Annotated in this window: 11 protein-coding genes; 3 read left to right on the top strand and 8 right to left on the bottom strand. The window is 49.8% G+C overall.

The features are described 5' to 3' along the window. Positions 1–88: 88 nt before the first annotated feature. From carB to miaA, 8 genes are all read right to left on the bottom strand, one after another. Positions 89–3,382 carry a carbamoyl-phosphate synthase large subunit gene (gene carB, locus ACTTJF_RS01615; protein ID WP_442550469.1) on the bottom strand — a complete coding sequence of 1,098 codons (3,294 nt, stop codon included), beginning with the start codon at positions 3,380–3,382 and terminating at the stop codon, positions 89–91. After that, positions 3,382–4,137: a rod shape-determining protein MreC gene (mreC, locus tag ACTTJF_RS01610; protein ID WP_442550468.1), complete on the bottom strand. Its 756-nt coding sequence runs from the start codon at positions 4,135–4,137 to the stop codon at positions 3,382–3,384. The genes carB and mreC overlap by 1 nt, the downstream gene beginning before the upstream one ends. Next, positions 4,127–5,164, bottom strand: coding sequence for a rod shape-determining protein (locus tag ACTTJF_RS01605; protein WP_185898027.1), 1,038 nt, complete (start codon positions 5,162–5,164; stop codon positions 4,127–4,129). Before ACTTJF_RS01605 ends, mreC begins: the two co-directional genes overlap by 11 nt. A gap of 8 nt (positions 5,165–5,172) precedes the next feature. Then, on the bottom strand, positions 5,173–6,405 hold the full coding sequence (clpX, locus tag ACTTJF_RS01600; RefSeq protein WP_442550467.1) for an ATP-dependent Clp protease ATP-binding subunit ClpX: 1,233 nt from the start codon (positions 6,403–6,405) through the stop codon (positions 5,173–5,175). After that, positions 6,405–7,193, bottom strand: a complete 789-nt coding sequence (gene lpxA, locus ACTTJF_RS01595) for an acyl-ACP--UDP-N-acetylglucosamine O-acyltransferase (RefSeq protein WP_442550466.1) — start codon at positions 7,191–7,193, stop codon at positions 6,405–6,407. The genes clpX and lpxA overlap by 1 nt, the downstream gene beginning before the upstream one ends. A 10-nt stretch (positions 7,194–7,203) precedes the next feature. After that, complete coding sequence (fabZ, locus tag ACTTJF_RS01590) at positions 7,204–7,650, bottom strand: 3-hydroxyacyl-ACP dehydratase FabZ (RefSeq protein ID WP_122872832.1); 447 nt, start codon at positions 7,648–7,650, stop codon at positions 7,204–7,206. A 138-nt stretch (positions 7,651–7,788) separates the two neighbouring features. After that, a complete protein-coding gene (locus ACTTJF_RS01585) occupies positions 7,789–8,865 on the bottom strand; it encodes an epoxyqueuosine reductase QueH (protein WP_442550465.1) in 1,077 nt (358 codons plus the stop codon). A 530-nt stretch (positions 8,866–9,395) separates the two neighbouring features. Next, complete coding sequence (gene miaA, locus ACTTJF_RS01580) at positions 9,396–10,286, bottom strand: tRNA (adenosine(37)-N6)-dimethylallyltransferase MiaA (RefSeq protein WP_442550464.1); 891 nt, start codon at positions 10,284–10,286, stop codon at positions 9,396–9,398. Between the two features lie 90 nt (positions 10,287–10,376). Here miaA and mqnP point away from each other — a divergent pair, with 90 nt between their 5' ends. The 3 genes from mqnP to ACTTJF_RS01565 are packed head-to-tail and all read left to right on the top strand — an operon-like array spanning position 10,377 to position 12,263. After that, complete coding sequence (gene mqnP, locus ACTTJF_RS01575; RefSeq protein ID WP_442550463.1) at positions 10,377–11,243, top strand: menaquinone biosynthesis prenyltransferase MqnP; 867 nt, start codon at positions 10,377–10,379, stop codon at positions 11,241–11,243. Beyond that, the gene (locus ACTTJF_RS01570) at positions 11,240–11,758 is read left to right on the top strand and encodes a hypothetical protein (RefSeq protein ID WP_314704012.1); all 519 of its coding nucleotides are present in this window, start codon (positions 11,240–11,242) and stop codon (positions 11,756–11,758) included. Before mqnP ends, ACTTJF_RS01570 begins: the two co-directional genes overlap by 4 nt. Further along, positions 11,751–12,263, top strand: coding sequence for a DUF6115 domain-containing protein (locus tag ACTTJF_RS01565; RefSeq protein WP_442550462.1), 513 nt, complete (start codon positions 11,751–11,753; stop codon positions 12,261–12,263). Before ACTTJF_RS01570 ends, ACTTJF_RS01565 begins: the two co-directional genes overlap by 8 nt. Positions 12,264–12,281 lie beyond the last annotated feature (18 nt).

Below are 12,281 nucleotides of genomic sequence, written 5' to 3'. Positions count from 1 at the left end.
TTTAGCCTCTAAATTTGGCTGAATTTACGGACGTCAAATTTATCGGCTAAGTTTGCCGATGCTAAATTTGACGATTTTAGTTTTAGCCTCACTCGCCGCCCAGATACTCCTGCAGGCTTCTTACTTCCAGCGCGCTGCCGTCTTGTACGCTTTTTAGCGATTTGGCCGCCGCTAGAGCCGCCGACATCGTCGTGAAATACGGAATCTTAAATCGCATGATGTTTTGCCTGATTTTCTTGCCATCCTCGCTGTTTGACTTACTGTCGCTGGTGTTGATGACAAGCGCGATGTCGCCGTTTTTGAGCCTATCCTCGACATTTGGGCGGCCTTCGCTGATCTTGTAGACAAACTCGCTCTCTACGCCCGCGTCATTTAAAATTTTATACGTTCCGCCGGTGGCGATGATTTTAAAGCCGAGATTTATTAGCTCGCGCGCCAAATTTGCGGCGTATTTTTTGTCTGCGTCGGCAAGGGTCAAAAAGACTAGCCCGCTTGTAGGCAGCGAGTTGCTAGCGGCGATCTGGCTTTTTGCAAAGCTCTTTGCAAAATCGCTTGATATGCCCATGACCTCGCCCGTACTTTTCATCTCAGGCCCCAGGATTAGATCCGCGCCAGAGAGCTTGTTAAACGGAAAGACCGCTTCTTTGACGCAGACGTGATTTTTCACTCGAGGCTTGAGTATGCCGCGCTCCTCGTAAACCGCGCCGTAGTTATCGTAAAATTTAAGCGCCTCGCGCAAATCTCCCTGCCACATCACGCGCGTGGCGACCTTTGCCATCGGCACGCCCGTCGCCTTGCTCACAAACGGTACCGTGCGGCTAGCGCGCGGGTTTACCTCTATCATAAAAAGTTCGTTCTCGTAGATGGCAAACTGGATATTCATAAGCCCCACGACGCCTAAATTTAGCGCGATATCGCGAGTTTGGTTTTCTACCTTTTCGATCATCTGCGCGGTCAAATTTAGTGGAGGCAGTATGCATGCGCTGTCGCCGCTGTGGATGCCCGCCTCCTCGATGTGCTGCATCACGGCGCCGATATAGACGTCCTTGCCGTCGCTGATCGCGTCTACGTCGAGCTCCACCGCGTCTTGTAAAAATTTATCGATTAGTACGGGCGAGTGGTTGCTGACCTTGACCGCCTCGCTCATGTATAGGCGCAGCTCCTCGTCGCTATGCACGCGTCTCATCGCGCGGCCGCCTAGCACGTAGCTAGGGCGTACGAGTACCGGATAGCCGATAGCGGCGGCCTTTTCTAGCGCCTCTTTTTCGCTTGTAGCGGTGTCGTTTCGCGGCTGTTTGACGCCGATTTTAGAGATAAATTCGCTAAATTTCTTTCTATCCTCGGCGACGTCGATCGTGCGCGCGCTGGTGCCGATGATTTTCGCGCCGGCTATGCTTAGGCGTTTGGCGAATTTTAGCGGAGTCTGGCCGCCAAAATGCACGATCACGCCGTCTGGGTTCTCATGCTCGATCACGGCTCTAACGTGCTCGAAATCGATCGGCTCAAAGTACAAAATATCGCTCGTGTCGTAGTCGGTACTGACGGTTTCGGGGTTGCAGTTGTACATTATGGTTTTGATGCCCATATCGCGCAGCGCGTAGCTAGCATGCACGCAACAGTAGTCAAACTCTATGCCCTGACCTATGCGGTTTGGGCCGCCGCCGATGATCATCACTTTTTTCTCTTTTTGCGCCGAATTTGAGCTCAAATTTGACTCCGCAAAATTTGACGAAAGATGCGGTAGCTTCGTGATATTCGTCGTCGAGTAAAGATACGGCGTGAGCGCCTTAAACTCGCCCGCGCAAGTATCTACTTCGTTGTATTCGAGGTTTATGCCCATTTTCTCGCGCGCAAAATATATATCGTTTTGACCGAGGTCGAGGTTGTCTTTTAAATTTATCAGATGCGCGATCATCTTGTCCGAAAAGCCCATCGTTTTAGCTTCGCGAAGTAGCGGCTCGTCGTTTAGGATGTCCATGTCGATACGCTCTTCAAATTTAACTATCTGCCAAATTTGATCCAAAAACCACGGATCAATCTTGCTCATCTCGTGCACTTCGGCTACGCTGAGCCCGTCGCGAAACGCCTGCGCGACGTATAAAATGCGGCTTTCGTTCGCGTTTCTAAGGCCGTAAATTAGCGCGTTTTTCTCCAAATTTACGAAGTTAAATCCGTAATAGTCCTTTTCCATCGAGCAAAGCGCCTTTTGGATACTTTCCTTAAACGTCCTGCCGATCGCCATCACCTCGCCCACGCTCTTCATCGCGGTGCCTAGATACGGGTTTGCGCCCGGAAATTTCTCAAACGTAAAGCGCGGGATCTTAGTCACGATGTAGTCGATGACGGGCTCAAAGCTAGCAGGCGTGCCCGTGATGTCGTTTTTGATCTCATCCAGGCTAAAGCCAACCGCTAGCAACGTCGCGACCTTGGCGATCGGGTAGCCCGTGGCCTTTGAGGCAAGTGCGGAGCTGCGACTAACGCGCGGGTTCATCTCGATCACGATCATGCGGCCGGTTTTTGGATTTATAGCAAACTGCACGTTGCTGCCGCCCGTATCCACGCCGATCTCGCGTAAAATTTTAAAACTCGCGTCGCGCATCGCCTGATACTCTTTGTCAGTTAGCGTAAGAGCGGGCGCAACCGTGATAGAGTCGCCCGTATGCACGCCCATCGGATCAAAGTTTTCGATCGAGCAGACGATGATGCAGTTGTCGTTGCGGTCGCGGATGACCTCCATCTCGTACTCTTTCCAACCTAGCAGGCTCTCCTCGACCAAAATTTCTCGTATCGGGCTGGCGTCTAGGCCGGTTTGGGCCAGTTCTTTGAATTCGTCGATATTATACGCCACGCCGCTACCCGCGCCGCCAAGCGTATAGCTAGCGCGGATGATGAGTGGGAAGCCGATGTTTGCGGCTGCGGCTAGCGCCTCGTCCATATCGTAGGCGTACCGGCTTTGCGGCAAGTCCATGCCGATCTTTTGCATAGCCTTTTTAAACTCCTGCCTATCCTCGCCCTTTTTGATCGCTTGCGGGTTCGCGCCTAGAAATTTGACGCCGCCAAGCATGTCCGCCTCATATAGCTGCATCGCGACGTTTAGCGCGACCTGACCGCCCATCGTAGGCAGTATGGCGTCGACCTTTTCTTTATCTATGATGCGCTTGATGCTCTCTTTGGTTATCGGCTCGACGTAGGTCGCATCGGCGAAATCAGGATCCGTCATGATGGTGGCGGGGTTTGAGTTAATGAGTACGACGCGGTAGCCCAGCTGCTTTAGCGTTTTTGCAGCTTGCGTGCCGCTGTAGTCGAATTCGCACGCTTGCCCGATGACGATAGGGCCGCTGCCGATGAGTAAAACGGTGTTGATGTCGGTTCTTTTTGGCATTATTTTTCCTTTGTTACGACGTATAGATATGAGGGGATAGTTATGCTTACGTATGGCTTTACGGCCGCGCTTTTATATAGGCTCTCTTGGATCACGCCCGTGACCTTGCCCACTGAAATCCCGCTGAAAAATATCCCGTCAAGCCCGCTCGTGACGACCTCATCGCCCTCTTTTGGACTGAGCCACTGGGGGATAAATTTCACCGTTATTCCGTCTTTGCTCCCGTGCGCTATGCCCGGGATTTTTTCCTCGCCGATTGATACGGCGAATATACTTTTTGGATCGTTTTGCAGCAAGGCCATAGGGTTGCCGTCCTTGCTCACGACGATACCCGCGCTCTTGCCTTGGTAAATCAGCCCGTAAATCTTAGACTCGTCATAGCCGCTAAATTTATCCAGCCAGACCTTATCGTAGTCGCTGATATTTACGTAGCTTAGCGCTCGCACGAGCTGCACTCTAGGCTCGTAGGCGGTCGAGTTTTTATCGACCAAAATTTCATTTAGCTCCTTTGCGAAGCTTGAAAGCAAAGCCGCCGATTTTTCCAGTTCGGCGTTTTGAGCGCGAAGCTGCTTTATCTCCTCGCGCTGCCTAAAGTGCTCGTTTACGCCGTCTTTTACAAATTTGACCGCGTCGTCGTAGGCGGCGACTATGCGGTTGTTTAAATTTACGACGTATCCCGAGATGAGCGCGCCCTTATCCAGCGAGAATAGTATCAGCGCGCCGATGAGAGCGACGAATAAAATCTTACTCTTCATTTACGAGTTGTTGCAGGAATTTAATCTCCTCAAGCGCTTTGCCCGTACCTGTGGCCACGGCTAGCAACGGCTCGTCCGCGACGAAAACAGGAAGCTTAACGATATCGCTTAGATATTTGTCGATACCGCGGATCAGCGCGCCGCCTCCGGTTAGTACGATACCGTTTTCCACGATATCTCCGGCAAGATCGGGCGGCATCATCTCAAGCACGGTTTTTAGGGCATCTGCGATCTCTTTTAGAGGTTCGCGCATAGCCTCGCGCACGTCCTCGCTCGTTAGCTCCACGCGGCTTAGTAGGCCGCTGATTTGGTCGCGACCTTTTACTACTATGCTAAGCTCCTCTGGTAACTGAATCGCCGAGCCGACGGAGATTTTGATATCCTCGCCCGCTCGCTCGCCGATTAGGAGGTTGTATTTTTCTTTTATGTAGTTTACGATGCTCATGTCGATTTTATCGCCCGCGGTGCGGATAGACTTGCTGATGACTAAACCGCCTAGAGATACTACGCCAATCTCAGTCGTGCCGCCGCCGATATCGACGACTAGGTTTCCTTGCGGTTCGCGTACCGGCAAATTTGCTCCGATAGCCGCAGCCATAGGCTCCTCAATCAAAAATACCTCTCTAGCTCCGGCGCTTAGCGCACTCTCGCGTACGGCTTTTCGCTCGACTTGAGTTAGGCCGTAAGGTACTGAGATGATGATACGAGGGCGCAGGAAGCTCTTTCTGCGGTGAGTTTTTTCGATGAAATAGCGGATCATCTTCTCAGTCATGTCAAAATCCGCGATAACGCCGTCTCTCATCGGGCGGATTGCTTCGATGTCGCCGGGAGTTTTACCGACCATCTCTTTTGCTTCGTGGCCGACGGCTAATATTTTTTGCTTGCCGTATTTTTCGCGTTGTACCGCAACGACGGAGGGCTCGTTTATGATGATACCCTTATCTTTTACCAAAACTAGCGTATTTGCCGTGCCTAGGTCGATTCCCATATCGCTCGAAAAAAATCCTATTAATTGGTCTAAAATCATCTGTGTCCTTATGCGCTTATTTTATTGTTTTTTACGAAAATCGGCTTTTCTTTGCCGTTTACGACCTCTTTCGTGATCACCACGTCGTAGCCCGCAAGCTCCGGCAGTTCGTACATTATATCGGTCATCACCTCTTCCATTATGCTTCGTAGCCCTCTGGCTCCCGTTTTTCGTTCGATAGCTAACCTTGCGACCTCTTTTAGGGCTTCATCGTCAAATTTCAAATTTGCCCTATCTATCGCGAAAAGCTTTTGATATTGCTTCAAGATCGCGTTTTTAGGCTCAGTTAAAATTCGCACCATATCATCCTCAGTGATTTTATTTAACGTGGCGACCACGTGAAGCCTACCGATTAGCTCCGGGATTAGTCCAAAATGCACCAAATCGTCGCTCTCAAGCGCGTCTAGCAAATTTTCCTTATCGTCTTTTGAGCGTTTATCTTGACCGAAACCTAGCACGTTTTTACCGATCCTGCGCTCGATGATGTCGGCCAGGCCGTCAAACGCGCCCCCGCAGACGAAGAGGATGTTTGAAGTATCTATCTGGATAAATTCCTGATTAGGGTGCTTTCTGCCGCCTTTTGGAGGGATATTTACGAGGCTACCCTCGATGATTTTTAAAAGCGCCTGCTGCACACCCTCGCCGCTCACGTCGCGCGTGATCGAGCGGTTTTCGCTCATCCTGGCGATCTTATCTATCTCATCGACGAAAACTATGCCCTGCTCGGCGCGCTTTACGTCGCCGTCCGCAGCCTGCAAAAGACGAGTCAGGATATTTTCCACGTCTTCGCCGACGTAGCCGGCCTCCGTTAGGCTCGTAGCGTCGCAGATAGCGATAGGCACGTCTAGAAATTTAGCCAGCGTCTGCGCCATCAGCGTCTTGCCGCTACCGGTAGGGCCGACTAGCAAGATATTTGATTTTGAGATCTCCGTATCGTCCTCGATCTCGCCTTTTCTAAAAATTCTTTTGTAGTGATTATAAACGCCGACGCTAAAGACCTTTTTGGCTTTATCTTGACCGATTACGTAGTTATCGAGCACCGCTTTTAGCTCTTTTGGCGTCAAATTTTGATAGTCTCTAGTTCGCTCTTCTTTTTCTTGCTCGCGGCTCTCCTCGCCGTAAAGCACCTTGTAAGCGGCAGTGATGCAGTGCTCGCATATAAACGAAGTCCCGTTTATATCGGCCAGTAGCCTCCTTTCGGCAGACTCTATCTCGCCGCAAAAATTACATTTTCTCGCCATTATTCTCTTCCTTTTGCCAATGGGATACCGCGCTTGGTGCTTAGGATAAATTCGCACATTTTTCGCACCTGCTCTATCTGCACGCTCTCTAAAAGCTCGCTAGCCGCAGCCTTTAGATCCCCGCTTTTTCTAAATAAAAATTTATACGCCCTGTTTATCTCTTCGACCGTGTCTTTATCGAATCTTCGTCTGATACCGACTAAATTTAAGCTTCTGATGTAGGCTCGGTTGCCTTCGGCTAGGCAAAACGGCACGACGTCCTGAGATAGCGCGCTAGCGCCCGCGATCATGCAGCTCTCGCCGACTCTCACGAACTGATGTATCGGCGTCATACCGCCCACGACGCTGTAGTCGCCAAGCTCCACGTGACCGGCTAGAGTCGCGTTATTTGCCAGGATGACGTTATTTCCGACGACGCAGTCGTGCGCGACGTGGCAGTAGGCCATGATAAATGCGTTATCGCCGATACGCGTGATCCCGTCGCCTTTGTGCGTGCCCGAGTTTATCGTGCAAAACTCGCGGATCGTCGCGTTTTTGCCGATACGAACGCCGGTGTTTTCCTCGGCGCGGTAGCTCACGTCCTGCGGGATGTCGCCCACGATGGCGTAGCTGTAAATTTTACCGCCTTCGCCGATATGCGTGTCGCCCACGATCCTAGCGCCTTGTTTTACGAGTACGCCGTCGCCCAGTACCGCGTCTTTGCTGACGTAGGCGTAGGCCTCGATCGTTACGTCCTCACCGATCTTCGCGCCGTCCTCGACGACGGCTTGCGGATGGATATTTCTCATTTTGGCTCGCTTATTTATCTACGATCATAGCTTTTAGCTCGGCTTCGCACGATAGCGTGCCGTCCACGTAGGCTTCGCCTTTTAGTACCCAGATGTTGCCTTTGTGCTTTAGCACTTCGAGGCGGTATTCGAGCCTGTCGCCGGGGCGTATAGGATGGCGAAATTTCGCTCCGTCGATACTCATAAAATAAACGACCTTATTTTCGATATTTGCTTGATGCTCGTCGCTCATGCTCTTAAACGCTAGCACGCCGCCGGCTTGCGCCATACCCTCGATGATCATCACGCCCGGATATATCGGGTGGCCCGGGAAGTGTCCCTGAAATACGGGCTCGCCGATCGTTACGTTTTTATACGCCACGATGTGCTTGGCTGGCTCGAGCTCGGTAACTCGGTCGATTAGCAGAAAAGGATATCTGTGCGGGAGTATTTTTTGGATTTCAACGATGTCGATCACTTTAAACCTTGTGAGTAAAATTTAAAGCCGATTTTAGCCAAATTTTGCTAAGAAAAAGATTATTGATTTGGCCAGGGGCAAAATTTAGCGGCTAAATTTTCGCGCCCGCCTCTTTATCTCGAGTGCGTTTAATTTGGCTCAAATTTGCGCTACCAAAACCTCGCGGCTATCGTTATAAAGCTCGTCTTTGGCGTATATTTCGTATCTGCCCGCGCTAATTTCATCCAGCACGATTATTGGATTTTGGCTAAATTCTCCGCACAGCTCGCGGCGGATTTCTAGCTCACGAGGTACCGCGATAGGCCGGCGGCAAAGCTCGTTTACGCTAGCGAAATTTATGCCCGAGAGCTCGTTAAATTTGGCTAAATTTAGTAACGTCACGCCGTCTCGTAGATCGTCGCAAATTTGAGCCGCCTCGCTCACGCTAAATTTGACGTTTTCGCGCTTAAAATGCGAGTAGAGCAAAAAATACGACGGCAGGGCGGCACCGCCAAATTTGACGTAGGCGCGTAGCAGTCGGTAGTTTAGAAAATACTTGCGCGACAGATGAAATTTCACGCCCGCAGCCTCGCACTCGCGCACCTTTTCATAAAGCTCCAGGCGCTCCTCGATACCTCCGGGCATCACGCGCCCGCCCACCTCGCTCATAAGCTCGCTAAGCGGCAGTTTTTGCGCCTCGCGCTGTTTGCTGAGCCCAAAAATACAGCCGCAGTAGTTTTGATGATAGAGTTTATCTTTTTTGGCAAGCTCAAACTGCGCGTTAGTGCCGCCGCCAGCGCGGTAGTCCACGGCAAAGGTTTCAAGGCCGTATTTCCCCGCAGCCTTATTTAGCGCGGCTTCTAGCTGCGAGAAGTCCTTTTTCGGGCTCATCAGCAGCGTCGTAGTGATAGATTTTTCGCCCAGCTCGAGCGCTTTTTGGGCTGAATTTCCCACGCGAAAATCAAAACAATACGCACAGCGCTTGCCCTTTTCGGGCTCGTTTTCAAGCCCCTTTGTGCCCTCTAGCCAGCCTTCAAATTCGTATTCGCCGCAAATAAGCTCGACGCCTAGCTTTTCGCAGCTCCTTTTTACGTCGCGAAACCTCATCAAAAACTCGCTGTACGGATGGATGTTGGGATCGTAGAAATAGCCGATGAGACGCTCATGCGGACGGTCGGCGCGCAGGCGTTGCAGAAAATAGTGGCTGTCGACGGAGCAGCAAATATGAACTAACATTTTACCTTTCTACGGCTCGTCTCGCGAGCGTCTTTAACGGAGCTAGTAAAAATTTATCTCGATAGACTACGTGTCTTATCTTTGCTAAATTTTTACGTCGCTTCTGCTTGCAGTTGCCACCGCAAGGGAAGCAAAGCCCTTAAATCCATCTCGCGATACTTCGCCTTTTATTTTATCATAGCAACCACGATCCGCTATTTTGCAAGTAAGAAACATCTATTAAAACTATGCCTATCGTGTCTAAATAATTTTTGCCGATTTTACTAAATTTAACTGCAAATTTTATTAAAGCTAGCAGCGTGCTAAATTTGACTAAACCAAAATTTAGCGCCGTCAAGATGCAGGTCTCGGTGCGTAAAATTTCGAGTTAAATTTGCAAATTTGACCGTAAAACGATAAGGCGAAGTATCTTGCGATGATTTTAAATGTTTTGAAGTAAATTTCGTCCCAAGACTAGACATGTAGTCTGTCGCAGGGCGAAATTTACGAAATCATTTAAAAGCGCGCAAGAGACAAGCCGCAAATCAGAATCAATCACTCAAAAATTCTATGATTTTCTCTTCACACTCTTTAACCGAACCGCTAAATTTACTCTCAAACTGCGATCTATTAAACGTCCGCTGACGCTTGGCCAGCTGCGCCGTATGCGTGCAGATGAGCTCCTCTAGCTCGGTCTGGGTTTTGATCTCGCCTCTCAAAAACTCGCCACACTCTTTTAGACCGACCGAGTTTAGCGGCTTTGGTCGCTGCGGATACCGCGCAAAAAGCTCCCGCGCCTCATCTAGCAAACCCTGCCAAAACATCGCCCTAGTGCGCTCTTTGATACGTTCCCTCAGCTCGTCCCTATCCCAGCTAAGCTCGAAAATCGCCAAATTTGACGCAACGGGAGCTAGGGTATTTTCGCGCAGATACGCGCTCACGGCATCATCCCGTCCGCTAGAGCGCAAAAACGAGTAGATATCAAACCACTTTTGCAAGCGGTAGGTGTCGTTTGCGCTAAATTTGGCGGCAAATTCGGGATCAAGGCTTGAAATGAGCCCATAGATTTGAGCGTTGCTTAGACCGCTCTCTACCCGCTCAAATTTGGGCGTGAGACCCGATAGCAAGGCCTTTAGATAAAATCCGCTACCGCCAGTTATAAATAAATTTTTACCGTTTTTTTGCGCAAATTCGTGAGCCGTTTTATAAACCTCAAAAAACATACCGACGTCAAAATGCTCGTCCGGCATCAGCAAATTTACCCCAAAATGCGGCACCGAGGCTAGCTCGTCCGCACTGGGTTTAGCGCTTGCGATATCGATAAATTTATAAACGCAAAGCGAATCAAGACTCAGAATCACTCCGTTAAATTCGCTTGCGAGTTTTAGAGCGAGCGCCGTTTTACCGCTAGCCGTGGTGCCGATGATGGCGAGTTCTTTCATAAAAATGCCTTAAAATTCGTGAATCTGCTCAAATTTTATCACAATTTACGCTTTTATAAGATAAAATAAAGCAAAAATTTCAGGAAGATTATGCAAAAATTTATAAATATTTTAAAAGATATTAACGAACTGATCGTCTTTAAGCACTCGATTTTCGCGCTACCTTTTATATTTACCGCGATGATAACGGCGAGCGCGCAGGTAAACGGCACGGCTTGGTTTGGCTGGAAGTTGCTTATTTTGGGCGTTCTTTGCGCAGTTTCAGCGCGAAATTTCGCGATGGCTTTTAACCGCTACAAGGACGAGGATATCGACAAACTAAACCCGCGCACGGCAAATCGCCCGAGCGTGGACGGGCGTATCGGCAGGACGAATTTGCAAATTTTTATCGCGGCAAACGCCGCCATCTTCGTGCTCGTCGCCTATCTCGTAAACGAGCTTGCGTTTTGGCTGAGCTTTCCGATCCTAGCGGTGCTTGGCGGATATTCGCTTTTTAAGCGTTTTAGCGAGCTAGCGCATCTCGTCCTTGGCCTCTCGCTAGGCCTTGCGCCCATCGCCGGAGCCGTAGCAGTCACCAGCGAGATACCGCTTTTTAGCGTACTACTCTGCCTTGGCGTGATGTTTTGGGTGGCGGGATTTGACCTGCTTTATTCGCTCCAAGATATCGAATTTGACCGCGAACACGGGCTTTTTAGCATACCCAGCGTTTACGGCGAAAAGGCTACGATGTTTATCTCGGCGATCTTTCACGCTACGGCCGTGATCTTTTGGCTGCTTTTTGCGTGGGCTGGAGGGCTCGGCGCGGCGGCATATGCGGGCATTTTGCTTTGCGGGGGTATCTTGGTGGCTGAACACCGCATCGTTAGGCGAGATTTTAGCAAGATCGACCGCGCGTTTTTCACGCTAAACGGCTATCTTGGCATACTTTTTTTCGTTTTCGTTTGGGCTAGCCTATGAGACTGGTTCCGGCAAATTTAGACATAGTTTTTGAGGAAGTCGGCGAGCGCGAGAGCGAGTTTTTACGCGAATTCGACAAGCTAAGCGGCAACGAGGACGATCCGTTAGGAGCGTGGATAAAGCGCGCCAAAGCAAAGGGCGACACGAAAGAGAGCGATCAGGTGATACTGACGCTGCTGGTCGAGCTTCACCGCAAATTTGACGAGCTAAACGCCTACATAAAAAACGAGAAATTCGTAAAACTCGAGCTTGCGCAATCTAGTGCGCTAGACGGGATAAATTTTGAAAATTTTAGGATAAAAGAGGCTAAATTTAAAAACGGCGCCGGCTACTACGGACGCATTTTTATGCCTATTTTTCCGAAGCGAGACGTGGCGATATTTTTTGAAGCGCTAGATGAAAAAACCGCCAAAATCACGCGCATAAACGAGAGCGACGAGAGCGACTACAACGGCTACGTGACAGCCAGAGAGCGCGCTATGATAAGAGAACTAAAGGAGATGAACGATGAATAACGACTTGATAATATTTGTCATTTTCGGGCTGATTTTGACGGTGCTTTTCGTGCTGGTTTTCATAAAAGATTTAGAGGCATCGAGAAAATTTTCAAGATACGAAAAAGCGATCGAAAGCCTGATACAAGAGCTTCACGCGGTAAAAAAACAGGTCGCGAGTTTAGACCGAAGCGAGCCGGCCGAATTTGACGTAGTGCAGCTAGAAAGCAACCTCGAACAGCGTCTAAATGAAAAAATAAATCAAAAAATTACCCCGATAATAAACGCCCTCCAAGGCATCGAAAGCTCGATAGATAGCTTCCAAAGCCAGCAACAAGATAGGCTATTTACGCTTGAAGAGCGCACCAAAAGCATCAGCAAAATCTCCGCTCCAAACGGCGAGGACGACGAAAAGCGCATAGTGCAGATGTATAGCGAAGGCAAAAGCGTCGAAAGCATCGCAAAAGAGCTGTGCGTGGGCGTCGGCAAGGTCGAGCTAACGCTAAAACTGCGAGAGCTGATATAGTGTTAAAACCTAGGCGCG

The sequence above is a fragment of the Campylobacter sp. genome, assembly GCF_052170435.1.
In the GTDB taxonomy this organism is placed as follows: Bacteria; Campylobacterota; Campylobacteria; order Campylobacterales; family Campylobacteraceae; genus Campylobacter_A.
Note: the sequence above shows the minus strand (reverse complement) of the source record. Positions and strands in the feature narration are given on the sequence as shown.

Coding starts and splice junctions, on each gene's coding strand:
- mqnP (WP_442550463.1), top strand. CDS start 10,377: ATGCAAAAATTTATAAATATTTTAAAAGATATTAACGAACTGATCGTC.
- mreC (WP_442550468.1), bottom strand. CDS start 4,137: ATGAAGAGTAAGATTTTATTCGTCGCTCTCATCGGCGCGCTGATACTA.
- ACTTJF_RS01565 (WP_442550462.1), top strand. CDS start 11,751: ATGAATAACGACTTGATAATATTTGTCATTTTCGGGCTGATTTTGACG.
- ACTTJF_RS01570 (WP_314704012.1), top strand. CDS start 11,240: ATGAGACTGGTTCCGGCAAATTTAGACATAGTTTTTGAGGAAGTCGGC.
- miaA (WP_442550464.1), bottom strand. CDS start 10,286: ATGAAAGAACTCGCCATCATCGGCACCACGGCTAGCGGTAAAACGGCG.
- ACTTJF_RS01585 (WP_442550465.1), bottom strand. CDS start 8,865: ATGTTAGTTCATATTTGCTGCTCCGTCGACAGCCACTATTTTCTGCAA.
- carB (WP_442550469.1), bottom strand. CDS start 3,382: ATGCCAAAAAGAACCGACATCAACACCGTTTTACTCATCGGCAGCGGC.
- lpxA (WP_442550466.1), bottom strand. CDS start 7,193: ATGAGAAATATCCATCCGCAAGCCGTCGTCGAGGACGGCGCGAAGATC.
- clpX (WP_442550467.1), bottom strand. CDS start 6,405: ATGGCGAGAAAATGTAATTTTTGCGGCGAGATAGAGTCTGCCGAAAGG.
- ACTTJF_RS01605 (WP_185898027.1), bottom strand. CDS start 5,164: ATGATTTTAGACCAATTAATAGGATTTTTTTCGAGCGATATGGGAATC.